We start from the raw sequence: 25,127 nt of genomic DNA on the forward strand, positions 1-25,127 counted from the left end.
CGGCCGCTGCATGAAAGCGTCACTTTCCTTCGTATCATATTCGGATTATCCCGCGGCCAGCGTGCGCCGCACGTAAGGGAGGCTGCGTGTACCTTTCGGTGATCATCCCTGTTCATGACGAACAGGACAATATCCTGCCGTTGCTGGCGGAGATTTATGCCGCCCTGGCCGCCGGCCCGCCGTTCGAGGTGATCGTCGTCGACGATGCCTCACGCGATGCCAGCGCCGAGCGGGTGCGCGCACGGCTGGCCGAATATCCGACCTTGCGCCTGATCCGGCATGAGGACTGCGCTGGCAAGGCAGCGGCGCTGATCTCCGGTGCGCGGGCGGCCCTGGGCCAATGGATGGTCATGATCGATGGCGACGGGCAGAATGACCCGGCCGACATCCCTGCCATGCTGGCCATGGTCCAGGACAAACCGGCCCTGGCCCTGGTCAATGGTGCCCGCCGGGCCCGGCGCGATACGCTGTCCAAGCGTCTGGCGTCGCGCGTTGCCAACCGGTTGCGCCGCGCCATGCTGCGCGATGATTGCCCCGACACGGGCAGCGGGCTGAAGCTGATCCGCCGCGACCTGTTCCTGGACCTGCCGGGCATCGACTGCCTGCACCGGTTCATGCCGGCGCTGGTGAAGGGCCGGGGGCTGGCCTATGCCAATTGCCCCATCAATGACCGGCCGCGCCTGACGGGCCAGTCCAAATATACCAATCTGCACCGCGCAGCCGTCGGCGTGTTCGACCTGTTCGGTGTCATGTGGCTGCTGCGCCGACAGAAGCGGGCCCACGCCGTGACCGAGGTGAAGGCCCCATGATCTGGACCCAGTTGGAAGCCTGGTGGCATGCCGCCGTCGACGGGCAGGAATGGCTGGTGCTGTTCGGCATGGCCGCCCAGACCATGTTCATGATGCGCTTTGTCGTGCAGTGGATCAGTTCGGAACGGGCCAAGCGCTCCGTCATGCCCGTCGCCTTCTGGTGGTTCAGCCTGGGCGGCGGCCTGCTGCTGACCGTCTATGGTTTTCTGAAGCATGAACTGGTCATCATTGCCGGGCAGTTGCCGGCGCTGATCATCTATACCCGCAACCTGCATCTGATCCGGCGGGAGAAGCGGGCGGCGGCGGGGGCGGCATGAACGACGCGCGGCTGGTCTGGAAGCATTGGGCCCTGCTGGCCATCGTCGCCCTGATGGCCTTCCTGCCCGGTTTCATCAGCATCCCGCCGTTCGACCGTGACGAAAGCCGCTATGTCCAGGCCAGCCGGCAGATGCTGGAAACGGACGATTATGTCGATATCCGGTTCCAGGACGAAGCCCGGCACAAGAAGCCGGTCGGCATCTACTGGATGCAGGCGGCCACGGTGCATGTGCTGACGGGTGGGGCTGATAACGGGCCTATTGCGCTGTACCGGCTGCCATCGCTGGTCGGGGCTGTGGCTGGCGTGCTGCTGACGGCCTGGGTCGGGCTGGCGCTGTTCGGGCCGGGTGTCGGGCTGGCGGCCGGGCTGATGATGGCGACCTGCGTCATCCTGGGCGTGGAAGCGCGCATGGCCAAGACCGACGCCATGCAGTTCGCCTGCGTCATGGCCTGCATGGGCGTGCTGGCACGGGCCTATCTGCGGCCCGACCGGGCCCTGTCAACCGGCACGGCGCTGTTGTTCTGGGCGGCGCTGGGCGTGGGCATTCTGGTCAAGGGCGTCATCCTGATGGTCGTGGGCACGGCGCTGCTGGCGCTGTGGATCATGGACCGGGATGCGCGCTGGATGCGGCGGCTGCGGCCAGGGATCGGGTTGCCGCTGATGCTGGTGATCGTGCTGCCCTGGCTGATTGCCATCGCTATTGCCACCAAGGGCGCCTTTTTCAGCTATGCCATCGGGCATGAATTCCTGGGCAAGGCGGGGACGGGGCAGGAGAACCATGCCGGGCCGCCGGGCTATTTCCTGGCCACCTTCTGGCTCAGCTTCTGGCCCTGGGCGCCGCTGGTGCTGCTGGCGCTGCCGTGGATCTGGCGCCATCGCCATGCACCCGCTGTGCGCTTCTGTCTGGCCTGGATCATCCCCACCTGGGTCATCCACGAGATCGTGGTGACCAAGCTGCCGCACTACACCCTGCCGGTGCTGCCCGGGCTGGCCCTGCTGGCCCTGGCCGCGGCCGACGCGCGCTGGCGCACGGGCGAGGGGCGGTCGGCCGGCTGGCGCTGGGCCGCCATCATCCTGTCGCTGCTGGTCTCTGTAGCGTTTGCGGGGATCGTGGTGGGCTTCCCCGTGCAGCTGACGGGCGGCATTGTGCCCATTGCCGTGGTTGGCGGCGTTTTCATCCTGGCCGTTGCCGGTTTCCTGCTGATGCTGGAAAGGCGCGGCGAGGTGGATCGCTGGGGGCGGGCGGCGCTGCTGGGGACGCTGGCAGCCTATGTCGCCATTTTCGGCATGGTCCTGCCCAACTTGACGCCCATGTGGATCAGCCCGCAGGTTCGCCAAGCCTTCGACACCTACAAGCCGTGCCCCGCCAGCATCCTGGCCGCCGGCGGCTATAACGAGCCCAGCATGGTCTTCCTGGTCGGCACGGCCACCCGTCTGGGCGGCGGGGAGATGGTGGCAGGTGAAATGCTGGCCGATCCCGCCTGTTCCATCGGCCTGCTGGCCGTGGGCCGGGAGGAGGAGGCGTTCAAGGCCCGGCTGGCGGCGGCAGGCTTTGCCGTGCGTCAGGTGGCCGAACTGTCGGGCTTCAACTATCCGCGTGGCAAGAAGACGGTGCTGCATCTTTATGTGGCGACACCGTCACCCTGACAATGCCCGTCTTCCCCGGACGGGGGGCTGCCTGCTATCAAGGGCCACCTTAGCCCCTGGATGGAGGATGTCATGGCAGGTCGCATTGACGCGCGTCTGGCTGAACTGAATATCGAACTGCCCAAGGCCGCCGTGCCGCTGGCCGCGTACGTCCCGGCCGTGCGCACGGGCAACCAGCTTTTCATCTCCGGCCAGGTGCCGATGTGGAATGGCGAGCTGCGCCATGTCGGCAAGCTGGGCGACAATTACTCCATCGAGGAAGGGCGCGAGGCGGCCCGCACCTGCGCGCTGAACATCATCGCCCAGGCCAAGCTGGCGCTGGAAGGCGACCTGGACCGGGTCGTGCGCGTGGTCAAGCTGGTGGGCTTCGTCAATTCCACCGGCGATTTCAACGACCAGCCCAAGGTCATCAATGGCGCGTCCGAACTGATGGCCGAGGTGTTCGGCGATGCCGGCAAGCATGCCCGCTCCGCCGTGTCGGCCGCATCGCTGCCGTTCGGCGTTGCGGTCGAGATCGAGGCCATTCTGGAAGTGGTCTGATCCGTCTGCATCCGCCCCGGCCGGTCCTGGCCGGGGCGGTGTATTTTTGAACAAATCATGAACATTCCCGGCGACAGGCGTTGCGCGATGCCCTATGCTGACTGCCCGCGATCGACGACAGGAAGGAATGGCAGGCGTGTCGGGTTATTGCGATATAGCGCCGGGGCATGAATGGCACGGCCCCTATCACGACCATGAATATGGCGTGCCCCTGACCGGGGATGACGAACTGTTCGAGCGGCTGATCCTGGAAATCAACCAGGCGGGCCTGTCCTGGCTGACCATGCTGAAGAAGCGGGAAGGGTTCCGCGCCGCCTATGCCGGCTTTTCCGTCGACAAGGTGGCGGCGTTCGGGCCGGAGGATGTGGACAGGCTGCTGGCCGATCCCGGCATCATCCGCAACCGGCTGAAGGTGAATGCCGCCATCCATAATGCCCAGGTCATTCAGCGCCTGCGCACCAGCCACGGATCGTTCCATGCCTGGATCGCGGCGCATCACCCGCGGTCCAAGGCCGATTGGGTGAAGCTGTTCGCCAAGAATTTCCGTTTCACGGGCGGCGAAATCGTCGGCGAGTTCCTGATGAGCATCGGCTATCTGCCGGGCGCCCACCGGTCGGATTGCCCGGCGATGCGGCGCTGGTCGAATCACGATTTGCCCTGGCAGCGGGCCGTCGCCGAAGGGTGTACGGTATACGCTGCCTTCTGAAGTGGCATACGCTTGTTCGTGAATGCAGCATTTGCCCGCGATTTGGGCAAAAACACAAAAATCGACCAAATAAAAAGGCAAGCCGATAAAATCGGCTTGCCTTCATATTCAGAAAGTAAAAAACTTATCTTGTCGAACGGGGTTGGATCCCTGTTTTGACACCGCCTGGTGGCGATTCCTCCCTAAACTCAGGCCGCGCTGCCTTGCTGGCGCGGTCTTTTCTTTTGTGGGGCGGAGTATAAGCAGGGCCCGCGAAACCCGTCACCATCAAAATTCATCGTCCTGTCACTCCGCCCAAAAAGGTAGCGGTCACTGTGGCTGCATTGCCACGAATGCATGCATCCAGACGTATTCATTTTCCGTCTGTATGGTTCTGGCGCCAGCGGATATCAAGGTAAGTATTTGATTTAAAACGTATATCATGAGGTGGTGGAATTCCTGCGGCCTCAATTTGGCAGCTCCCGTTTACGTCAGGGGTATGTGGGCCTATAAAATAGGCAATTGCCCATATGTCACCCACTGCTATCGTTGTCATATTTCGGCATGCATAATCGATAGGCTGAACGATGACACATGAAAAAGGGGCGGCCCGATATGGGCGCGCCCCTTTGCCGGAATCGGGCCGAATCACCCCTGTCGATCGTCAGGCCAGCAGAATAAATTTCAGCAGGAACAGGCCGGCCAGCACCAGCACGACCGGACCGGCATCGCGCCAGCGCCCGGCCAGGACCTTGATCCCGGCATAGGTGATGAAGCCGATGGCGATGCCATGCGCGATGGAATAGGTCAGCGGCATGGCGATGGCCGCCATCATGCCGGGCGCATATTCGGTCACATCCTCCCAATCCATCTCCGTCAGGCCGCGCGCCATCAGGCAGGCGATGTAGAGCAGGGCGGGGGCCGTGGCATAGGCGGGGATGTTGGCGGCCAGGGGCGCCAGGAACAGGCAGGCCAGGAACAGCAGGGCCACGGTGACGGCCGTCAGCCCGCTGCGCCCGCCGACATTGGTGCCGGCCGCACTTTCGATATAGGAGGTGACGGTGGAGGTGCCCAGCGCCGCGCCGACGGTCGTCGCGGCGGCATCGGCGAACAGGGCCCGCTTCAGCCGCGGCAGCTTGCCATCCTTGTCCAGCAGCCCGGCCCGGTGCGACACCCCGATCAGGGTGCCGGCCGTGTCGAACAGGTCGACGAAGAAGAAGGCGAAGACGACGGTGATCAGCCCGACGCTGAACGCCCCCTTCACATCCATGGCCATGAAGGTGGGGCTGGGGTCGGGCGGCAGGGAGAAGATCTGTCCGCTGAACGGCGACACGCCCGTCGCCATGCCGAGGGCGGCGATGGCCAGAATGGTGATGATGACCGATCCCGTCACCCGTCGCGCCGCCAGCGCACAGATCAGCACGAAGCCCAGGGCTGCCAGCTGTGCCGGGGGCTGGGTCAGATCGCCAATGGTGACCAGCGTCACCGGGTGGGCCCGGATCAGCCCGGCATTTTCCAGGGCGATGATGGCCAGGAACAGGCCGATGCCGGCGGAGATCGCCATCTTCAGGCTGCGCGGGATGGCATTCACCACTGCCTCGCGCACGGGCAGCACCGACAGGATGATGAACAGCACGCCCGACAGGAACACGGCCCCCAGCGCCACTTGCCAGGAATAGCCCATCTGCCCCACCACGGTGAACGCGAAATAGGCGTTCAGCCCCATGCCCGGCGCCTGGGCGATGGGATAATTGGCGTAAAGCCCCATGATGGCCGAGCCGATGGCGGCGGCCACACAGGTAGCCACGAACACGGCGCCATGGTCCATCCCCGCCGCCGACAATATCTGCGGATTAACGAAGATGATGTAAGCCATGGTCAGGAAGGTGGTGAAGCCGGCCAGCAGCTCCGTCCGGACATCACTGCCCAGTTCGTTCAGCTTGAAGTAGGATGTCAGCATGCGTATGGCGCCCTTTGCGGCGAAAGGGAGGGGGAAGGAATGCCAGTATTCCTTGGAAAAGCCTTGAGGGCCATAGGGTTGATGGGGCTTTTCGCAGGTGCGGCGGGCCCGGCCGCTGCGCAAGGGGCGGGCGACCCGCCCACCATCCGCGTCGATCCCGCCGCCTGTCGCTATCTGACGCGCTATCAGCCCAGCGCCGATGTGGAATACAAGCCCGGCGTGGATGTGCATGGAAAGGCCGTGGCCCCGGCCGATCTGCCCGACAGTTACGGGATCGAGCTGCCGAAAAGCATCGATATCGAGATCACGGCCGATATCGCCCGCCGCTTTGGCATCGCCACAAATAACCTCTACCGGGGGGAGGCCCAGATCGGTACCGTAACGGTCCAGGGCAGTCAGGTCCTGTTCAACGGCAAGCCCATCCAGTCGGCAGCTGAAGCGGACCTGATCGCGCTCTGTGCCAAGACCCCGCATTAGCATTGATTGAGGTATCCCCATGGACCGCGCCGCCGCCAAAGCCATCCTGAAACAGCGGATCGATCAGGCCATGGGGCGCAACCGCGCCGATCTGGTGATCAAGAATGTCCGGCTGCTGAATGTCGCCACCGGGTCCATCGATGAAACCGACATCGCCATCTGCGGCGATACCATCGTCGGTACCTATGACCGTTATGACGGGGTGGCGGAGATTGACGGCAAGGGCCGGTTCGCCGTGCCGGGCTTCATCGATACCCATGTGCATTGTGAAAGCACGCTGGTCGCCCCGTCGGAGTTCGACCGCTGCGTCCTGCCGCGCGGCACGACCACGGCCATCTGCGACCCGCATGAGATCTGCAATGTGCTGGGGGAGACGGGGCTTCAGTACTTCCTGGACAGTGCCGGGACGACGGCGCTGGATTTGCGGGTGCAGCTATCTTCCTGCGTGCCGGCCACGCATCTGGAAACGGCGGGGGCGCGCCTGTCGGCCGACGATCTGGCCCGGCATCGCCACCATCCCAAGGTCATTGGCCTCGCCGAGTTCATGAACTTCCCCGGCGTGCTGTGGAAGGATGAGGAGACGCTGGACAAGCTGGCCGAGTTCTATGGCGCCCATATTGACGGGCATTCGCCCCTGGTCACGGGCAAGGAACTGAACGCCTACCTTTCCTGTGGCATCCGCAATTGCCATGAATGCACGTCGCAGGCCGAAGCGCGGGAGAAGATCGCCAAGGGCATGCAGGTGCTGATCCGCGACGGGTCGGTGTCCAAGGATGTGGACGCTCTGTCAGGCCTGATCGACCCCGTCACCAGCCCCTTCCTGGCTTTCTGCACCGACGACCGCAACCCGCTGGATATCGCGGAGGAAGGGCATCTGGACCATCTGATCCGCCGCGCCATCGCCCATGGGGCGGACATCGCCGCCGTCTACCGCACGGCCACCTGGTCGGCCGCGCGCGGCTTCGGGTTGAAGGATCGGGGGCTGGTGGCGCCGGGCTATCTGGCCGATATCGTGCTGCTGGACGATCTGGCGCAGTGCACGGTGTCCCAGGTGATCCGCGCCGGCAAGCCGGTGACGGCGGACAGCTTCGCCGGCCGCCGGTCGCCGCCGCCCGTGGGCCTGAACTCCATCAAGCGGGCGCGGATCGTTGCGGAGGATCTGGCCATCCCGGCCGCCGGCCCCGGCACGCCCGTGATCGGCGTGCTGCCCAACAAGATCATTACTGAGGCGTTGCAGGCGACGGTGCCCTATCGCAATGGCCGCCGCCATGCCGACCCGGACAATGACATCCTGAAGATCGTGGTGGTCGAGCGCCACGGCTTCACCCGCAATATCGGCAAGGGCTTCGTGAAGGGCTTCGGCATCCGCTCCGGTGCCCTGGCCAGTTCGGTCGGCCATGACAGCCACAATATCTGCGCCGTCGGCGCCAGCGATGCCGACATGGTGGTCGCCATCAACCGCCTGATCGAGATCGGCGGCGGGTTCGTGGCCGTGAAGGATGGCGCCGTGGTCGGCGAACTGGCCCTGCCCGTGGCCGGGTTGATGAGCCTGAAGCCGTTCGAGGCGGTGGAGCATGAACTGGAGGCCCTGCGCGCCTCGGTGAAGGCGCTGGGTTGCCCTCTAGCGGAGCCGTTCCTGCAACTGGCCTTCCTGCCCCTGCCGGTGATCCCGCATCTGAAGATCACCGATATGGGGCTGGTGGATGTGGACCGGTTTGAACTGGTGGCGGCGTGAGGAGATGACTATGGAGCCGATTGTAATTTTAGTTGTGGTCTCATTGTTTACCGTTTCAATGGCGATCTCTACACTTACGGTCTACACGACGAAATCGACTACCACACTGCAGAGGGGTGCGTTCGCCGGCAGATTTGCTTCGGCATTGCTTCTAGGCATGTTTCTGCGCGCGTTCGTCTCCAATGCCCCTTTTGGTGAAGCCATCGGAATCGTGATCAGCGTGGTTTTTGTGATCTACACGACCCGTTGCACTATTTTTCGATGCAACGACGCGGGCCTTTCACGGAAACTGGCCATTCTTGTGGGCATTCCGCTTCTGGGACTGTTCGTCCCTCTGGTGCTGATGTTCGCCGAAAGCAAACAGCCAGCCCCGACCGATCTTGATGCTCTGGATAATGCACCATCCGAGGGGACAAAGACCCTGCCGGATGCCACAGCCTGACTGCCCGCAACCATTTGATCATACAGTGCCGCTCGATATTCTCCTGCTGGATGGTCTACGCATTGTCCACCATGATCCGGTGATCTGGTCGCCCCTGGACGACCGGGCCGAGCGGGTGTGCCAAAGTCGCCAAGGGCGTGACGATGGCGACATCAGAGCCCTTTATTCCCAACCCTCTGTATCACCGACCTGTTCCAGCCAATCCGCCACTTCTTTTTCCTGCGGATCATCGCGCAGGGACAGCGATTGCCGGCGGCATTCCTCGGCAAAGCCGGGCCGGCGGGTGTCCGGCACACAGATCTGGATGGGGCGCAGGCCAGCGGCGCGCAACGTTGCGTGGTGCTTCTGGACGCGGGATGTGCTGGACCTGCTCATCGCTTAATCCTTCTTGTTACATGCAACATATGCCGGGTCTGGTGTCCCGGCAGGGGCCTCCAAACCGCACCCAATGATTGCTGTTATATGCAGGTCACACACATATACGCACTTGGGGGCATAGAACCAGACGCGCCTGCCCTGATAGTCATTTCGTCATCGCTTGGTGTGGTTATCAGGCGAACGACAATGGAACAGAGCAGGAGTGAAGAAGATGAGCGCGAAGGCCAAGGCTGCACTTGAAATTGCGAAGATCGTCGGTGAGAAGGCCTGGACGATGATCGATCCGCCGTCGGAACTGAAGAGCAAGTTCCGCAACACCACCGTCACCATCAACAACAAGACCCAGTTCGAGATCCAGTGGACGGGCAAGGAATATTTCGACAGCGGCCGTTTCTGGGAAGCGCCCAGCAGCATCTCTGCTGCCGAGCAGGGCCAGTTCTCCATCTGCAACAAGGACAGCAGCTTTGCCACGGGTGCGTCCGCCGGTGGCGTGTTCAAGGTCAAGCTGCCCGGCGGCAGCGATTTCGAATTCGCACTGGGCGCCTCGAACCCCGCCTGGGGCGGGTACAAGATCGCTGTGGTCGCCAGCGGTTCCGCCAAGGATGCCTATGAGCATCTGGGCACCGGCTCCGCCACCATGTCGCACAGCTTCGACGCGGACACGGATGAGGGCAAGGTGAAGATCACGCTGAACTTCATCGCCACGCCCGGTAACCTGGCGTCGCTGACCATCAGCGAAGAGCATCGCAAGGCCTGATCGGCCGGCAGGCGGGGTGGCCGGACGATGTCGCGGTCACCCCGTTTCCTTGATGGACTTCGTACCATGTCAATGGGGGCGGCGATGACGACGATCAGCGTTCTGACCTACAATACGCATCTTTTTGGCACGTCCCTGGGAGGTTCGGCGGGAAGCTTCCTCAGCGGGGTCAAGAACATATTTGGCGGCAAGGCTGATCTGGTGGTGTTTGACGATGACGGGCGGCGCCACGACATCCAGACCCGCCTGCACCGGCTGGCGCCGGACATTATCGGCCTGACCGAAGTCTGGGACAGTGGCCATGCCGTCGCCTTTACCGGCGGTCTGCGGTCGTCCCACCCATATGCAGCCAGCGATGGCGGTAAATCGGCACAGGGTTCCGGTCTGCTGCTGATCAGCCGCCACCCGTTGAGCCACGCCCGGTTCGTGGCGTTCCGGACGCTGTCGGGTTCCGACAAGATGGCGTCCAAGGGCTTCATCGTGGCGACGGTGGCGATCGGTGGAACCCATCTTCGCGTGGTTCTGACCCACACGCAGGCGGATGAGGATGCCGCGGCCCGTGCCGCGCGCGCCGACAATTTCCGCCAGATCATCGATGAACTGCGCCAGGCCGAGGGGCCTTGCCTGCTGATGGGTGATTTCAACGTGATCGGTGAGGCGGGCGACGGCAGCCCGACGCAGGAATATCGTCAGGTGAACAGGGATCTGTCGGGGCTGGGCATGGCGGACCTGTTCCGGACCGTGCATGGCGATACGCGGCAGCAGCCCGGCTTTACCTATGACGCAACCATCGCCAACACGCTGATCGCCAAATTCTCCGACAAGGATTTCCAGGCGCGGGCGCGGCAGCGGCTGGACTATGTTTATACCCGCGACTGCCGGGCCATGGCCGCCACCGTGCCGATCGAGGATTTCATACGCAGCACGGCGCGGGGGCCGGAGCCGCTGTCGGACCATGATCCGCTGCTGGTGGAACTGTCGGTCGGTCAGGGCTGAGGGGCGGGGCCGGTTGGCCGGCGCGCAAGGGTGGGGGGCAGCTTGACCGCTTGCCCCCGGTCCCGCCAGCCCATAAAGTCCGGGACCCGATAACCAACCGGCTTTGCGAGTTCCCACCCATGCGCATGTCCAGCTATTTCCTGCCCACGCTGAAGGAAACGCCGTCCGAGGCGCAGATCGTCAGCCATCGCCTGATGCTGCGCGCCGGCATGATCCGCCAGACCTCGGCCGGCATCTATGCCTGGCTGCCGCTGGGCTGGAAGGTTCTGCAGAAGGTGTCGCAGATCGTGCGCGAGGAGCAGGACCGTGCCGGGGCGCAGGAACTGCTGATGCCGACCATCCAGTCGGCCGACCTGTGGAAGCAGTCGGGCCGGTACGAGGCCTATGGCAAGGAGATGCTGCGCATCACCGACCGCCATGACCGCGAAATGCTGTTCGGCCCCACGAATGAGGAGATGATCACCGACATCTTCAAGACCTTCGTGAAGTCCTACAAGGACCTGCCCAGGAACCTGTACCATATCCAGTGGAAGTTCCGGGACGAGGTGCGCCCCCGCTTCGGCGTCATGCGCGGCCGCGAATTCCTGATGAAGGACAATTACTCCTTCGATCTGGATGCCGAGGGCGCGCGTCTGTCGTACCGCCGGATGTTCTTGGCCTATCTGCGCACCTTCGCCCGCATGGGCATCAAGGCCATCCCGATGCGTGCCGATACCGGCCCCATCGGCGGCGACCTGAGCCATGAATTCATCATCCTGGCCGAAACGGGCGAAAGCCAGGTCTTCTGCGACAAGAAGTGGCTGGAACTGGATGTGCTAGCCGATAATCCGGACGCCAATGGCGACCTGAAGGATTTCTTCGCCAAGTACACCTCCGTCTATGCCGCCACCGAAGAAATGCACGACGCCGCCAATTGCCCGGTCCCGGCCGAGGAGCTGGAAACCGCGCGCGGCATCGAGGTCGGCCACATCTTCTATTTCGGCACCAAGTATTCCGCCCCCATGGGGGCCGTGGTGACGGGGCCGGACGGGCAGCCGGTGACGGTGGAGATGGGCAGCTACGGCATCGGCGTGTCCCGCGTCGTCGCCGCCCTGATCGAGGCCAGCCATGACGATGCCGGCATCATCTGGCCGGACCAGGTGGCCCCGTTCAAGGTGGCGCTGATCAACTTGAAGGCCGATGACGAGACCTGCCGCAGCACCTGCGATGACCTGTATGCCAAGCTGCAGGCGGCAGGCGTCGAGGTGATCTATGACGACCGCAACGAGCGGCCGGGTGCCAAGTTCGCCGACATGGACCTGATCGGCATTCCCTGGCAGCTGACCATCGGCCCCCGCGGCCTGAAGGCCGGCACCGTGGAACTGAAGCGCCGCGCCACGGGCGAAAAGCTGGAACTGAAGCTGGAAGAGGCGCTGGCGAAGGTCGTGGCGTAAGATACTCAGTCGGTTTCGAGCTGATCAAGGGGGCGGTCCAATCGGGCTGCCCCTTTTTCTATTTGGTTTCGGCTTTTTCAATCTCCCAATTTATGGTGAGAGATAGGGGGCACTGGTATAGGGTCCAGTGATGCAATCTATTGAGCCGCATTGACTTCCCATACAAAGTACGACCTTGCCGAACGGAGATGGTTGGACATGCACATGCCGCCCGCAAATGGTAAAGTGGCCGTCGTACTCGACCCAAATTTGGGGGAGAAACTCACGGAATTGGCTAAGGCACAACCTATCTGGGCCTGGAGCAGTCTCGCGAATCGCATGGCAGTCCAGGCCCTGTGGGATAGTAGCCCTGCCTCAGATCAGGCCACCTATTCAGATCAGGCCACCTATTTCGATGCAGCAGGAGCAAAGACAGCGGAAGACGCCCTCCTCTATATCTTGGATACAGTGGACCAGCACCACCCGGCTTGGCTGCAGCTTCTCGTGATCGGCACTGCGCCGACTGTGGCGATAAGGGGCGCCCTTGCGGAATACGGCGCTGGCAGCATCGAAGAAACTACATCTGGGTTTATTTTTAAACGGCCTGTGGGCTGAAAAAGTCATATTGCTAACAAAGTTCTGATACTAGGCGGGAGGCAATCGGATCATCTCACCGTGTAGCGCATCGAACATGCGCCGTCCCGACAAGCATATCCGCTGTGTTCAGGACAAGGCAGCATGCGGCTTAAGAGTCTGTCTAGAAAGTTTCTATTTATTATCAATATCTTACCGTATCCTCTCCGTCACCCCGGCGAAGGCCGGGGGCCAGGTTCGTAGAGCAAGGCGCCTGTGATTCTGGACCCCGGCCTTCGCCGGGGTGACGGTACTGCGGAAAGTCGATTCGTGTAAGGCATTGAAACAACATGAAACTTTCCGGACGGGCTCTAAGGTCTACCACCCTACCGCCTCCTGGCTTTCCGCCATCCGCTGGCGGGCGGCCTGGACGGCGGTGTGGTTGGCTTCGGCCCAGGTGATCAGGGCCAGCATGGGGCCCATCAGGCTTTGGCCCAGGGGGGTCTGGGAATAGGTGACGCGGGGGGGGACGGTCGGTTCCACTTTGCGGTCGATCAGACCGTCGGCTTCCAGATGGCGCAGCGTCTGCGACAGCATGCGCTTGGAAATGTCGGGCACGCCGCGGGCCAGCGCGTTGAAGCGCAACGGACCCGCCGCCAGCATGGTCAGCAGCAGGATGGACCAGCGGTCGCCGATCCGGTCCAGCAGGTCGCGCACGGGGCAGCGGGTGGGGTCCAGGCCCAGGCTCCGCCACTCCGCGATCTTCGCCCCCATGGCGGCGCAGGCATCGTCCATCATGGTATCCTTCCTGTTACCTGGTGACGGGAAAGTGCCGTCTTGCGGGATTTGGATGAAGCCTCAATATGGGCTTTATCAGGTCTCTTCCTGAGACCTACTATTCCATAGAGACCGGAGAGAGTCCATGTCCACCCAACCCCGTTTCTTCGTCACCGGTGCCGCCGGTCAATTGGGCCGTCTGGTCGTGGCGGAACTGGCGCGTCGTGTCCGCCCGGACAGCATTGTCGCCATTGTGCGTGATCCGGCCCGCGCCGCCGGACTGTTCCCGGTGGGCGTCAGCCTGCGTCAGGGTGATTATGACCAGCCGGCGAGCTTGGCCACGGCGCTGACGGGGGCGGAGCGGGTGCTGCTGATCTCCTCCAACGCCATCGGCGCGCGGGTGCCGCAGCACCGCAATGTCATCGAGGCCGCGAAGAAGGCTGGTGTGGCGCGCATCCTCTATACCAGCGTGCTGCATGCCGATGTCTCCGCCCTGGGTCTGGCGGAGGATCACCGGCAGACAGAAGCGCTGATCGCCGACAGCGGCCTTGCCCATACGCTGCTGCGCAATGGCTGGTATACGGAGAATTACACCGCCTCCATCCCACCGGCCCTGCAACATGGCGCCCTGATTGGCAGCGCGGGGGGCGGGCGGATCAGTAGTGCGGCCCGCGCCGATTATGCCGAAGCGGCCGCCATTGCTCTGCTGGACGATGCGGCACCGGCACGGGTGGTTTATGAGCTGGCGGGGGATGCGTCCTACAGCCTGACGGAATTCGCGGCCGAACTGTCGCGGCAGACGGGGCGGACCATCCCCTATGTCGACATGCCGGAGGCCGATTATCGCGGTGCCTTGCTGGCGGCTGGGCTGCCGGCGCCGCTGGCCGATCTGCTGGCCAATTCCGACGCGGCGGCGGCCAAGGGCGCGCTGTTCGATGAGGGCAAGGCGCTGTCGACGCTGCTGGGCCGGCCAACCACTCTGCTGTCCACGGTCATCGCGGATGCGCTGGCAGGCTAAACGTCCGGTGCGTTAAGTCGACCTACAGAACACAACCATTTAGGCACTGCCGCCCACCGGCAATAGGGGTCACAAATTCAACGCTGCGGTCAGGTCGCCCATGGGCTTCTGGCCGTTGGCGGCCAGGGCGTCATCGCGCAGCTTGATCCCCGGCAGCGTCGGCAGGCCGAAGCGGCGGGCCAGGAAGCGGTTGATGGAGCCGGTGTCGTACTGGGTGTGGTCGACGAAACCCTTCTTGGCGAAAGGCGAGATGATCAGGGCCGGGATGCGGGTGCCGGGGCCCCAGCGGTCGCCCTTGGGCGGGGCGACATGGTCCCAGAAGCCGCCATTTTCGTCATAAGTGACGATGACCAGCATGTGCTGCCATTGCGGGCCTTTCTCCAGATGGGCCACGATGTCGGCGATGTGCTGGTCGCCGCTCAACACCTCGGCATAGCCCGCATGTTCGTTCAGGTTGCCCTGCGGTTTGTAATAGCTGACCTGGGGAAGGCGGCCTTCGTCCACGGCCTTGATGAACTCCACGCCGGCCAGCCCGCCATCGCGCAGATGTTCGGCCCGCGCCGCCGTGCCGGGTGCGTAATTGGCGTAATAGTTGAAGGGCTGGTGATGGGTTTGCAGGTTGGGCACCGGTTCCTGGTTGCCATCGTTCAGCACGGCCTGCCAGGCCCCGCCATACCAGGCCCAACTGATCCCCTTTGCCGACAGAAGATCGCCAATGGTGGTTGCATTCTGTGGCGGCAGGGTGGTGGGCTTGGCCGGATCGGCAAAGGCCGGGTCACCGCCCGGGGCCGGTTTGTTGTTGGAGGGTTGATAGGGGGGCTGCATGGTGTTGACGGCGTAGAAGTCGGGCGTCAGGTTGCCGTCCTTCAGATATTTGGGCCGCCCTTCCAGCGCGGATTTCGGTGAATTCTCCGCCAGCTTCAGGGTGATGCCATCATCCTCCACTTTCGTGATCAGGTCCTTGGCCGGGCTTTTGTCGGCGTCGGGATAGACGGGCGCGCAGGCGCAGATCAGTTGCTGATGGTTGAAAAACGACCCGCCGAAACCGGACATGAAGAAATTGTCGGCCAGCGTATAGCGCTGCGCCACCTTCCACAGCGGCAGTTTGGACCCGTCATAATGGCCCATGACCAGGGCGCCCGTGTCGCCCCAGGCCACGAACCCGTCATTGCGGCCGCCATTGATCTGCATCTGGTTCTGATAGAAGCGATGCCACAGATCCTGTGTCGCCACCGACAAGGGCTGGTTGAAGCCCTTGGGATCGTCGATGGCGAAGGGGCCGTTGGGCAGATGCGCCGTCTGATCCTGGGTGATGGCGGGTGTCACCCCCTTGGCCGTCAGCCCGCCCCAGACGGGCGGCAGTTCCGTCATGCGTCGCCCGTCGCGGTCCCGCTGCACCATCGACTCGCCCGTGGCATTCTTCAACCCGTTGGCGCCGGGAAAATGGCCATAGAGATTGTCGAAACTGCGATTTTCGGCATAGATCACGACCACAGTCTGGATGGCGTCCAGGCCCTTGGCGGGGGCGGCCCCTGCCGGGGCGACAGCGGTGGCGGACAGCAGCAGGGCGGACAGGAATGAACGGGTGCGGATCATGGCCAGGCTCGTGATGACGAAGGCGGTGACTATCCCACCGATGCCGCACCATTGGCAATTTGTTGAAGCGGCCGGCGGCAACGGGATGGAAGGGCAGGAAGGACGCGTATGGTAAGCCGGGGCGGACGATGGCGATGGGCGATGACATTGCCCGGACTTCTGATGGGCCTTGCCGTCGGATCAATGGCCTATGCTGCCCCGTTGAGCCGTGACGACGCCTATCGCCGGGCCGCCGACCTGCGGGCATTGGGGGCGGAGATCTTCAGCGATCCCCGCCTGTCGGGGTCGGGGCGCATGGCCTGTTCCAGTTGCCACGCACCGGCTGCGGCCTTTGGTCCCAGCGGGGACCGGGCCGTGGAAATGGGGGGAAAGAACCTGGACCAGCCCGGCCACCGCGCCGTGCCCAACCTGACCTATCTTCAGGCCGTTCCCGACTTTACCGAGCATTATTTCGACCGGGACGAGGTGGGGGATGACAGTGTCGATAATGGCCCCAGTGGCGGGCTGACCTGGGACGGGCGCGTCGACCGCACCGCCGATCAGGCGCGCACCCCGCTCTATTCGCCGTTCGAAATGGCGGCCGAAGGCCCTGCCGCCGTTGCCGCTGCCCTGCGTGCGGCACCCTATGCCGACCGGTTGCGGGCGCTGGCCGGGGTGGCGGGGGACGATGCCCTGGTCAACACGGCCCTGTCGGCGCTGGCGGCCTATCAGCAGACGCCGGACCTGTTCTATCCCTATAGCAGCAAGTATGACGCCGTGCTGAAGGGCCGGGCCCGCCTGACGGAACAGGAGGTGCTTGGGCTGAACCTGTTCAATGATCCGGCCAAGGGCAATTGCGCGTCCTGCCACAAGTCGGCGGTGGGGGTGGACGGGTCGCCGCCGCATTTCACCGATTTCGGCCTGATCGCGCTGGGCCTGCCGCGCAACCGGGATATCCCGGCCAATGAAGACCCGGCCTTTTTCGATCTGGGCCTGTGCGGCCCGGACCGCACGGATTTCAAGGGCCGGGCCGAGTATTGCGGGCTGTTCCGCACGCCCAGCCTGCGCAATGTGGCAAGGCGCCAACGCTTCTTCCATAATGGCGTCATCACCAGCCTGAAGGATGCCGTTGCCTTCTATGCCACCCGCGACATTGATCCCGGCCGCTGGTATCCGCGCCGGGCGGATGGGGGCGTGGATATCTATGACGATTTGCCCGAACCCTTCCGCGCCAACCTGAACCTGGACCCGCCCTTTGGCGGCAAGCCGGGTGACAGGCCGGCGCTGGACGAGGGGGAGATTGAGGCCATCGTGGCCTTCCTGGGGACGTTAAGCGATGGATGGGGCGGACGGTAGGCGTCAACGGCCAGGTGGCTGGAATGCCTGGCGGGCCCTGGCCGCTTCCTCCCGGATGACGCAGCCTTCGGCATGGTCGTTGATCAGGCCCATGGCCTGCATGAAGGCGAAGATCGTCGTGGGGCCGACGAATTTCCAGCCGCGCTTCAACAGATCCCTGGAGAGTTTCACAGAGGTAGGGGAGGTGGAGGCTGACTGTGGCGGGCCATGTTCCCCGGCCGGGGGTTCGTGCCGCCAGAACCAGGCGGCCAGCGAGCCTTCGGCAGCCACCAGTTCGCGGGCGCGGCGGGCATTGTTGATCGCGGCTTCGATCTTGCCGCGGTGGCGCACGATGCCGGCGTCCTGCAGCAATCGTTCGACATCCCGATCGTCAAAGGCGGCGACGGCGTCAATGTCGAACCCGTGGAAGGCGGCGCGGAAATTTTCCCGCTTGGCCAGGATGGTGCGCCAGGACAGGCCCGATTGGAACCCCTCCAGGCACAGTTTCTCAAACAGCCGCCCGTCATCGGCCACGGGGAAACCCCATTCGGTATCATGGTAATGCGGGAATTCCGGGGCCGAGGCGCACCAGCGGCAGCGGGGACGGCCATCGGGGCCGGGCAGGGTCTTGTCCATCGGGGTCTCTGTCAGGCGGCGCGCAGGAAATCCAGCCGCGCATCGGTGCGGCCGGGGGCGATGGCGTGGATGTCCGGGGTGACGATGCCTTCGATCACGAAGGGATCGGCGGCGACACGGGAACGGATGGCATCCAGGCTTTCCCCTTGCGCCAGAATGGCCCCGCCCTGTCCGGCATCCAGACCACCGGCCAGCAGGAACACGCCGTCGTCAAATCCCTGACGCAGCCAGGCATTGTGGAGGGCCATGAAAAGCGGCGCGCGTTCCTTGTCCACGGTGAAGCGCAGGAAGATGACGAACATGGGTTGCCTCTGCGTCAATGGTTTGCGGATGGGGTCAGGGCGGACAGCCAGGCTTCCATGGCCGCCACCTCCCGCCGTACGTAATCTTCATCCTTGAAGGCTGTTGCCAGCGTCGCCACCCCCTGGCTGCGGCCCAACAGATGCAGGGCCAGTTCATCGGCGCGGTCACCCAGGCCCAGCAGGGTGAATTGCTGCGTCAGCCAGACGCGGAACAGGGTGAAGACGCGGGCCGCATCCGGCAGGGCCACATGGTTCAGCTTCGCCAGTTCGGTCGACAGGGTGCCGACTGGGCAGCCATGGGCCATGATCTGGGTCTGGTTGGTGATCAGGATGCGGATGAAGGACAGGATGCGCGCTGCCGGCCCGTCGCCCGCCGCTTCCCACCCTTCCAGCATGGCCTGCGTCGTTGCCAGCCGCCGGTCGATAACGGCTGCCAGAATCTCGTCCTTGGCCTTGAAATGATAGGTCAGGTTGCCGCGCGCGATCCCCACCGCCTGCGCGATGTCGGCCAGGGACGTATGGTCGAAGCCGCGCTGGTAAAACAGCGTATCGGCGGCTTCCACAATCTGGGCACGGGTGGCGGGGCCGGTCATGGCAGATGCACTCTAGGGCAATTGACCTAAATATTGATTAGGTCAATTGCCCTAGGTCTGTCAAGGATGGTTCGGAGCGATCACCGGTGATCCCCCAGCAGATAGAGCAGGGGGATGTCCAGGCGGGCGCGCCAGGATTGTTCGTTATGGTCGGCCCCGTCGAACCGGCGGGACATGAAGTCCCGGTCGGGCGCCAGCCCCCGCGCCGTCAGGGCCGCGACCATGCGTGCATGTTCGGGCGGATAGCTGGCATCCAGGTTCAAGGTGCCATGGTCGAAATAGAGCCGGTGGCCGCCATCGGCGGGGAACCGGCCGGCGACGTAATCGGTCATGGCCTGCAGGGGCGTCACTTCGCCCTGCCACCAGGGCTGGAAGTCGGTGCCGATGGAGCGCCAATGCGCCGACACGGCCGCCGCCCCGCCAAACACATCGGGATATTCCAGCATGGCGTAGGTGGCGATCAGGGCGCCGCTGCTGGACCCGATGGTCACGGTATGGGCGGCATCCGGTCTGGTGCGGTAGGTGCGGTCGATGAACGGCTTCACCTCCTGCACCAGATAGCGCAGATAGGCATCCGACACAGGCTTGCGCAGCGTGTTGGCATAGATGCTCCAGCGGGTGCGCCAGCTGGCCGCGTCGAGCACCTTGGCCGGGGTATATTCGGCCCAGCGGTTATCCGTATTCCAGATGCCGACCACGATGGTGCGGGGCAGCTTGCCCTGGGCCATCAGGTCGGTCACCACCTCGTCCACGCCCCATTCATGGCCATATGAGGTGGTGGCATCGTCGAACAGGTTCTGGCCATCATGCATGTAGATGACGGCATAGCGGTCATCGCCCTGGTCGTACCCGTCCGGCAGCCAGACGGCGATGCGGCGGGGCGTAATGTTCTGCGACGGCAGATCATCATGGAAGACCAGCTTGCCTGCCGTCACCGTGCTGTCGGCCGCGCGAACCGCCGGTGACAGTATCAAGAGCCCCGCCAGGAGGAAGGCGGCCAGCCGCCCCGCATGTGCCCATACCCGTATCACCCTGTACCTCCCCCTTGCGGACCGGCTGATTGAAATAATTGAAATTATTCAAGAATTGGTCGCCCGGTCCTGTGGGTTTGATACGCGTCGCGCGAATGTCCGTCGAGGACCGGTTTGGCCGGCGGCGGTTGGTGCCAGTATGGTTAACCCTGGTACCATCGCAGATTGTCGCCCCCTCGACATTCAAGGCCGCCCATGCCAGGCTTTGCCCGTTTCCATTTGAGAGAATGACCGTGTCCACCCTGGATTTCGAGCAGTTCCATGAACGCAGTGCCCTGCATGTCCCCGGCCTGCTGGATGACAGCGCGGTGGAGGCATTGCGGGTGGCGCTGGCACCCTTGCCGATGACGGACAATCACCGGATGCTGCCGGGGGTGCCGGCCTTGCGTGAACTGGTCGGGTCCGAAGGGGCGCTGGGACGGCTGGCGGCGCAACTGCTGGGCACGTCAGCCACGCCGGTAGGCATGCGGTTTCTGGACAAGGTGCCGGGGGACAATTGGGTGTCGCATTGGCACCAGGATCTGGCGGCCGGCAAGGATCAGATGGTGGGAATGGTCACCATCCGCCTGCATCTGGACGATGTGGACGCAGATAACGCGCCGTTGTTCTATGCACCGGGTTCTCACCGGTTCGGGTGGCTACGCGCGGCTGCGGTGCCGGATGTGGTTGAACGCTGCGGCATGGCCCTTTGTCTGGCGCGGGCCGGCGATGCCTGGGCGTATCCGACTTTGTTCCTGCATGGATCGGACCCCGCCCGCCGGCCCCGCCGCCGCCGCGTGCTGCATGTGGATTTCGCGCCGGTGGAGATGGCAATGGACGGGGGAGGCTGGTCCGATCCTTGACCCGGTGCCGCCAGGGCTTCCTCCCCCGCCCCAATTCCGCCTATAAGCAAGGCTAAACCCGCTTCCGTTCCGTCCCCCGCCTGACGAGCCCCGATGATCTTCACGCCGTTTGAACGCATGGTCGCCTTCCGTTACCTGCGGGCGCGGCGGCAGGAGGGGACGGTGTCGGTCATTGCCGGCTTTTCCTTCATCGGGGTGGCTTTGGGTGTGGCGACCTTGATCATCGTCATGTCGGTGATGAACGGGTTCCGGGCGGAGATGATTTCCCGCATCCAGGGTGTGAGCGCTCATGCCGCCATCGCGCCGGAAACGGGGCTGCTGGCCGATTACCAGCCGCTGCTGGACCGCCTTCGCGCCACGCCGGGCGTGGTGGCCGCCATGCCGGTGGTGGAGGGCCAGGCACTGGCCACCGTGGAAGGGCGGGCCACGGGTGTGAAGGTGCGCGGGCTGGAGGTTGCGGATTTCAAGACGCGGCCCATTGTCGGGCGGTCCATTGTGTCGGGCACGGCCGACCTGGGGGAGGATGGGGTGGCGCTGGGCTATGGGCTGGCGCGGTCGCTGGGCCTGCTGTCGGGGGGCGAGGTGACGCTGATCAGCCCCAAGGGCACGGCCACACCGTTCGGCACCATGCTGCGCAAGAAATCCTTTCCCGTCGATGCCGTGGTCGATCTGCGCATGCCCGAACAGGATGGCAGCCTGATCTATATGCCCCTGTCCACCGCCCAGGCGTTCTTCCGCAGCGGGGCGGCCGTCAGCGGCATTGATGTGTTCGTGGACAAGCCGCTGGATGTGGAGGGGCTGCACCGCCTGCTGGACCCGATTGCGGGGCCGGGGCTGAAGGTTACCGACTGGCGAGAGGCCAATAAGGGGCTGGTGACGGCGCTGGGGGTGGAGCGGGTGGCGATGTTCACGGTGCTGACCCTGATCATCCTGGTCGCCAGCTTCAATATCGTGTCATCCATGGTCATGCTGGTGCGGGGCAAGTCCGCCTCCATCGCCATTCTGCGCACCATGGGGGCGCCGGCGGCCAGCATTTCGCGCATCTTCCTGCTGGCAGGGGCCTCCATTGGGGCCGTGGGCACGCTGGTGGGCTTCGTGCTGGGCCTGACGCTGACCGTCAATGTCCAGGCCATCGGTCGGGCGCTGGGTCAGGTGCCCGGCATCGGCGGGTCACAGATGCTGCTGTTTTTGACCACCTTGCCCGCCATCATCGATTGGGCGGAGGTGACGCTGGTGGTGGCCGTCGGCCTGCTGCTGTCGGTGGGGGCCACCTTCTATCCCGCCCGCCGGGCCGCCGCCCTGGACCCGGTGGAGGCGCTGCGCCATGGCTGAGGGGAAGACCCGCATGTTCGGCATTGTCGAACGCTGGATCGCGTTGCGTTACCTGCGCGCGCGGCGGCAGGAAGGCTTCATTTCCGTCATCGCCGGCTTCTCCTTCCTGGGGATCGCGCTGGGCGTGGCGACGCTGCTGATCTCGCTCTCCGTTTTCAACGGGTTCCAGCGCGACCTGCTGGCCCGTGTGCTGGGCTTCCAGGGGCATGTCGTGGCCATGGATGGCAAGGGCACCTTCCCCGTCACCGACCTGCTGCTGCGCAATGTGGCGCAGGTGCCGGGCGTGGTGTCGGCGGTGCCCAGCGTGGATGCACAGGGGCTGCTGTCCTTCCGCGACTATGCCGGCGGGGTGCTGGTCAAGGCGCTGCGGCCGGCCGACATGGCGGCGCGGCCCGCCTTTGCGCAGGCGCTGGTGGAGGGCACGCTGGCGGACGGCGACGGCGTGGCCATCGGCGCGCGTCTGGCGGAAAAGGCCGGGATCAAGGTCGGCGACCGCATCACCATCCTGTCGCCCAATATCGATGGACGCGGCGGGGCGCCGCGGTCGCGCGGCTTCACCGTCAATGGCATCGTGGCCCTGGGCGTGTCGGAGTTTGACAGCGCCCTGGTGCTGATGGACCTGTCGACGGCCCAGTCCTTTTTCGAGCTGTTCGACACGGTGACGGCCGTGGAGGTGATGCTGGACGATCCGCAGCAGGCCCGCGCCAGGCTGGGCGACCTGACGCGGCAATTTCCGGCCGGGCTTTATGTCCGCGACTGGGCGCAGGTCAACGGCGCCTTTTTCGGCTTCATCGAGACGCAGCGCAATGTCGTCACCCTGATCCTGGGCATGATCGTCGTCGTCGCTGCCTTCAACATCATTTCCGGCATGATCATGATGGTGCAGGACAAGGGGCGGGAGATCGCCATTCTGCGCACCATGGGCGCCGGGCGGGGCACCATCCTGCGCATCTTCCTGATGTCGGGTGCGTCCATCGGCGTGGCCGGCACGGCGGCCGGGGTGGCGCTGGGCCTGGGCCTGTCGGGGCACATGGAAGAATTGCGGCAACTGATCAAGGCGGTATCAGGAGTCGATCCGTTCAATTCGGACATCTATTTCCTGTCCGCCTTGCCTTCCTTCACCGATCCGTGGCAGGTGGCCCAGGTGGCGCTGGCCTCTGTGGCGCTGTCGCTGCTGGCGACCCTTTACCCTTCCTGGCGGGCGGCCAATCTCGACCCCGTCGAAGCCCTGCGATATGAGTAGAGATATGGGTGACATCGTCCTGCGCCTGACTGACATCCACCGCAGCTTCACCCAGGTGGAAACCCCGCTGCATGTGCTGCGCGGGGTGAATGCCGCCATCAAGGCCGGGGAGATGGTGGCCCTGGTGGGGCCCAGCGGGGCGGGCAAATCCACCCTGCTGCATATTGCCGGCCTGCTGGAACATGCCGACCGCGGCGGGATCGAGATTGCCGGGCAGAAGGCCGACGGCCTGTCGGATGCGGCGCGCACCGCCATCCGCCGCGACAAGATCGGCTTCGTCTATCAGTTCCATCACCTGCTGCCCGAATTCACGGCGGAGGAGAATATCATCCTGCCGCAGATGCTGGCCGGTGTGCCGCGCGCCAAGGCGCGGGAACGGGCGCGGGAGCTGCTGGGGCTGGTCGGCCTGTCCGCCCGCGCCGGCCACCGCCCGGCCAAGCTGTCGGGCGGGGAGCAGCAGCGGGTGGCCATTGCCCGCGCGTTGGCCAACCGTCCCCGCCTGCTGATTGCGGATGAACCGACGGGCAATCTGGACATGCATACGGCCGAAACCGTCTTTGCCCTGTTCGCCGGGCTGGTGCGGGAACAGGGGCTGGGCGCCCTGGTCGCCACCCACAATCTGGACCTGGCCAAGCGCATGGACCGGGTGGTGGAGATGCGCGACGGCGTGCTGGTGGCGCATTGACCATGGAAAGGCTGCCCGACATCGCTTTGCCCGCGGGATACCGGGCCGACTGGGTCCTGTCCTACCATGGGCGCGACCCGGACGGGCTGTCGGAGCGGGTTTCGGGCAATGTCATCACCAAGCTGCTGGCCCCCGCGGGCCGGGCCATCAAGGTGGAAATCACCCTGGAGGAGGGGCGCGCCGCCCTGACGGCCGATCCCGGCGATGTGACAGCAGTCGAAGCGGCGCTGATCGGCAAGGCCGTGGCCCGCATGCTGGGCGTGGCCATCGATGTGTCGGGCCTGGAACAGGCCGCCGCCGCCGACCCGCAGGTGGAACGGCTGCTGTCCCGCTGCGGCCCCGGCCTGCGCTTAGCCCAGACGGCGGGCGTGTTCGAGGCCGTGTGCTGGGCCGTGGTGGGGCAGCAGGTCAATCTGCGTTTCGCTGGGCAATTGCGCCGCACCCTGATCGATCTGGCGGGCATTCCGCATGCGTCGGGCATGAAGGCGCACCCGACCCCGGCCGGGATTGCCGCCCTGGACCCCGACCTGCTGGGTACGCTGAAATTCTCCCGCTCCAAGGCGGCTTACCTGATCAACATCGCCTCGGCCGGCATCGATTTCGAGGCGCTGCCCGAGGGCGATGCGGCGGGTGCCGAGGCGGCGATGACGGGGATCAAGGGCATCGGCCCCTGGACGCGGGCCTATGTCCTGTTGCGCGCCTGTGCCTTTCCCGATGTGGCCCCGGTGGGTGATGCCGGGCTGGCAGCGGCCTTGCAGAATTTCCACGGGCTGGACCATCGGCCCAGCCCGGCGGAGCAGGAGGCGCTGATGCGCCCCTTCGCACCGTGGCGCAGCCTAGCCACGGCGCATCTGTGGGCGGGCTGGACCTGATGCCAATACCGGAAAAAGTTCCGACCTGTGGTCGGCTCTTTCCGGCCCCTCAAACGTCGGGCGGCCCGCATCCGCGGGCCTTGGCTTCGCGGGCACGCGCCCGTGCGGCCGCCGTCGCGGTCGATACCAGGGCCAGAAGTCAGAACTTACTGGCCC

At 64.5% G+C, this 25,127-nt stretch carries 27 protein-coding genes; 19 read left to right on the forward strand and 8 right to left on the reverse strand.

Going from position 1 to position 25,127, the window contains the following annotated elements; translation table 11 throughout:
- Positions 1-86: 86 nt before the first annotated feature.
- The 5 genes from ACODTW_RS20710 (at position 87) to ACODTW_RS20730 (ending at position 4,021) form a co-directional block, all read left to right on the forward strand.
- Positions 87-809, forward strand: coding sequence for a glycosyltransferase family 2 protein (locus ACODTW_RS20710; RefSeq protein ID WP_488947976.1), 723 nt, complete (start codon positions 87-89; stop codon positions 807-809).
- A complete protein-coding gene (locus tag ACODTW_RS20715; RefSeq protein ID WP_488947977.1) occupies positions 806-1,126 on the forward strand; it encodes a lipid-A-disaccharide synthase N-terminal domain-containing protein in 321 nt (106 codons plus the stop codon). The genes ACODTW_RS20710 and ACODTW_RS20715 overlap by 4 nt, the downstream gene beginning before the upstream one ends.
- Complete coding sequence (locus ACODTW_RS20720) at positions 1,123-2,775, forward strand: ArnT family glycosyltransferase (protein ID WP_488947978.1); 1,653 nt, start codon at positions 1,123-1,125, stop codon at positions 2,773-2,775. Before ACODTW_RS20715 ends, ACODTW_RS20720 begins: the two co-directional genes overlap by 4 nt.
- 72 nt (positions 2,776-2,847) lie before the next feature.
- Complete coding sequence (locus tag ACODTW_RS20725; protein WP_488947979.1) at positions 2,848-3,315, forward strand: RidA family protein; 468 nt, start codon at positions 2,848-2,850, stop codon at positions 3,313-3,315.
- 136 nt (positions 3,316-3,451) lie between these two features.
- On the forward strand, positions 3,452-4,021 hold the full coding sequence (locus tag ACODTW_RS20730) for a DNA-3-methyladenine glycosylase I (protein ID WP_488947980.1): 570 nt from the start codon (positions 3,452-3,454) through the stop codon (positions 4,019-4,021).
- Between the two features lie 643 nt (positions 4,022-4,664).
- On the opposite strand, the gene ACODTW_RS20735 is transcribed toward ACODTW_RS20730, so the two are convergent.
- A complete protein-coding gene (locus tag ACODTW_RS20735) occupies positions 4,665-5,960 on the reverse strand; it encodes an NCS2 family permease (protein ID WP_488947981.1) in 1,296 nt (431 codons plus the stop codon).
- An 81-nt stretch (positions 5,961-6,041) separates the two neighbouring features.
- Here ACODTW_RS20735 and ACODTW_RS20740 point away from each other — a divergent pair, with 81 nt between their 5' ends.
- The 3 genes from ACODTW_RS20740 to ACODTW_RS20750 are packed head-to-tail and all read left to right on the forward strand — an operon-like array spanning position 6,042 to position 8,614.
- Complete coding sequence (locus ACODTW_RS20740; RefSeq protein ID WP_488947982.1) at positions 6,042-6,437, forward strand: hypothetical protein; 396 nt, start codon at positions 6,042-6,044, stop codon at positions 6,435-6,437.
- 19 nt (positions 6,438-6,456) lie between these two features.
- Entirely contained in the window at positions 6,457-8,172 is a 1,716-nt protein-coding gene (gene ade, locus ACODTW_RS20745; protein ID WP_488947983.1) for an adenine deaminase, read from the forward strand.
- 10 nt (positions 8,173-8,182) lie between these two features.
- On the forward strand, positions 8,183-8,614 hold the full coding sequence (locus tag ACODTW_RS20750; RefSeq protein ID WP_488947984.1) for a DUF805 domain-containing protein: 432 nt from the start codon (positions 8,183-8,185) through the stop codon (positions 8,612-8,614).
- A gap of 162 nt (positions 8,615-8,776) precedes the next feature.
- On the opposite strand, the gene ACODTW_RS20755 is transcribed toward ACODTW_RS20750, so the two are convergent.
- Entirely contained in the window at positions 8,777-8,989 is a 213-nt protein-coding gene (locus ACODTW_RS20755) for an antitoxin MazE family protein (RefSeq protein ID WP_488947985.1), read from the reverse strand.
- 214 nt (positions 8,990-9,203) lie between these two features.
- On the opposite strand from ACODTW_RS20755, the gene ACODTW_RS20760 reads away from it, so the two are divergent.
- From ACODTW_RS20760 to ACODTW_RS20775, 4 genes are all read left to right on the forward strand, one after another.
- Positions 9,204-9,749: a hypothetical protein gene (locus ACODTW_RS20760; RefSeq protein WP_488947986.1), complete on the forward strand. Its 546-nt coding sequence runs from the start codon at positions 9,204-9,206 to the stop codon at positions 9,747-9,749.
- Between the two features lie 84 nt (positions 9,750-9,833).
- Positions 9,834-10,745, forward strand: coding sequence for an endonuclease/exonuclease/phosphatase family protein (locus ACODTW_RS20765; RefSeq protein WP_488947987.1), 912 nt, complete (start codon positions 9,834-9,836; stop codon positions 10,743-10,745).
- 119 nt (positions 10,746-10,864) lie between these two features.
- Positions 10,865-12,178 carry a proline--tRNA ligase gene (proS, locus tag ACODTW_RS20770; protein ID WP_488947988.1) on the forward strand — a complete coding sequence of 438 codons (1,314 nt, stop codon included), beginning with the start codon at positions 10,865-10,867 and terminating at the stop codon, positions 12,176-12,178.
- Positions 12,179-12,376: 198 nt separating this feature from the next.
- Positions 12,377-12,772 carry a hypothetical protein gene (locus ACODTW_RS20775; RefSeq protein WP_488947989.1) on the forward strand — a complete coding sequence of 132 codons (396 nt, stop codon included), beginning with the start codon at positions 12,377-12,379 and terminating at the stop codon, positions 12,770-12,772.
- 336 nt (positions 12,773-13,108) lie between these two features.
- Here ACODTW_RS20775 and ACODTW_RS20780 read toward each other — a convergent pair whose 3' ends face one another.
- On the reverse strand, positions 13,109-13,528 hold the full coding sequence (locus ACODTW_RS20780) for a winged helix-turn-helix transcriptional regulator (RefSeq protein WP_488947990.1): 420 nt from the start codon (positions 13,526-13,528) through the stop codon (positions 13,109-13,111).
- Positions 13,529-13,652: 124 nt separating this feature from the next.
- On the opposite strand from ACODTW_RS20780, the gene ACODTW_RS20785 reads away from it, so the two are divergent.
- Positions 13,653-14,525 (forward strand): SDR family oxidoreductase, encoded by an 873-nt coding sequence (locus ACODTW_RS20785; RefSeq protein WP_488947991.1) that lies wholly within the window; start codon positions 13,653-13,655, stop codon positions 14,523-14,525.
- 69 nt (positions 14,526-14,594) lie between these two features.
- Here the strand turns inward: ACODTW_RS20785 and ACODTW_RS20790 are convergent, their stop codons facing one another.
- Entirely contained in the window at positions 14,595-16,121 is a 1,527-nt protein-coding gene (locus ACODTW_RS20790; RefSeq protein WP_488947992.1) for an acid phosphatase, read from the reverse strand.
- 162 nt (positions 16,122-16,283) lie between these two features.
- Here ACODTW_RS20790 and ACODTW_RS20795 point away from each other — a divergent pair, with 162 nt between their 5' ends.
- The gene (locus tag ACODTW_RS20795) at positions 16,284-17,456 is read left to right on the forward strand and encodes a cytochrome-c peroxidase (RefSeq protein ID WP_488947993.1); all 1,173 of its coding nucleotides are present in this window, start codon (positions 16,284-16,286) and stop codon (positions 17,454-17,456) included.
- Between the two features lie 3 nt (positions 17,457-17,459).
- On the opposite strand, the gene ACODTW_RS20800 is transcribed toward ACODTW_RS20795, so the two are convergent.
- The 4 genes from ACODTW_RS20800 to ACODTW_RS20815 all read right to left on the reverse strand — a co-directional run bounded on the left by ACODTW_RS20800 (position 17,460) and on the right by ACODTW_RS20815 (position 19,997).
- Positions 17,460-18,071, reverse strand: a complete 612-nt coding sequence (locus tag ACODTW_RS20800; RefSeq protein ID WP_488947994.1) for a DNA-3-methyladenine glycosylase I — start codon at positions 18,069-18,071, stop codon at positions 17,460-17,462.
- A gap of 11 nt (positions 18,072-18,082) precedes the next feature.
- Positions 18,083-18,373, reverse strand: a complete 291-nt coding sequence (locus ACODTW_RS20805; RefSeq protein ID WP_488947995.1) for a YciI family protein — start codon at positions 18,371-18,373, stop codon at positions 18,083-18,085.
- 14 nt (positions 18,374-18,387) lie between these two features.
- Complete coding sequence (locus tag ACODTW_RS20810; RefSeq protein WP_488947996.1) at positions 18,388-18,966, reverse strand: TetR/AcrR family transcriptional regulator; 579 nt, start codon at positions 18,964-18,966, stop codon at positions 18,388-18,390.
- An 80-nt stretch (positions 18,967-19,046) separates the two neighbouring features.
- The gene (locus ACODTW_RS20815) at positions 19,047-19,997 is read right to left on the reverse strand and encodes an alpha/beta hydrolase (RefSeq protein WP_488947997.1); all 951 of its coding nucleotides are present in this window, start codon (positions 19,995-19,997) and stop codon (positions 19,047-19,049) included.
- A 227-nt stretch (positions 19,998-20,224) separates the two neighbouring features.
- On the opposite strand from ACODTW_RS20815, the gene ACODTW_RS20820 reads away from it, so the two are divergent.
- From ACODTW_RS20820 to ACODTW_RS20840, 5 genes are all read left to right on the forward strand, one after another.
- The gene (locus ACODTW_RS20820) at positions 20,225-20,839 is read left to right on the forward strand and encodes a phytanoyl-CoA dioxygenase family protein (RefSeq protein ID WP_488947998.1); all 615 of its coding nucleotides are present in this window, start codon (positions 20,225-20,227) and stop codon (positions 20,837-20,839) included.
- Between the two features lie 93 nt (positions 20,840-20,932).
- Positions 20,933-22,171: a lipoprotein-releasing ABC transporter permease subunit gene (locus tag ACODTW_RS20825; protein ID WP_488947999.1), complete on the forward strand. Its 1,239-nt coding sequence runs from the start codon at positions 20,933-20,935 to the stop codon at positions 22,169-22,171.
- Positions 22,164-23,414, forward strand: a complete 1,251-nt coding sequence (locus tag ACODTW_RS20830) for a lipoprotein-releasing ABC transporter permease subunit (RefSeq protein WP_488948000.1) — start codon at positions 22,164-22,166, stop codon at positions 23,412-23,414. Before ACODTW_RS20825 ends, ACODTW_RS20830 begins: the two co-directional genes overlap by 8 nt.
- A 4-nt stretch (positions 23,415-23,418) precedes the next feature.
- Positions 23,419-24,099 carry an ABC transporter ATP-binding protein gene (locus ACODTW_RS20835; RefSeq protein WP_488948001.1) on the forward strand — a complete coding sequence of 227 codons (681 nt, stop codon included), beginning with the start codon at positions 23,419-23,421 and terminating at the stop codon, positions 24,097-24,099.
- A gap of 2 nt (positions 24,100-24,101) precedes the next feature.
- The gene (locus tag ACODTW_RS20840; protein WP_488948002.1) at positions 24,102-24,971 is read left to right on the forward strand and encodes a DNA-3-methyladenine glycosylase family protein; all 870 of its coding nucleotides are present in this window, start codon (positions 24,102-24,104) and stop codon (positions 24,969-24,971) included.
- Positions 24,972-25,127: the final 156 nt, after the last annotated feature.

The organism is Niveispirillum sp. FG148 (genome assembly GCF_057809655.1).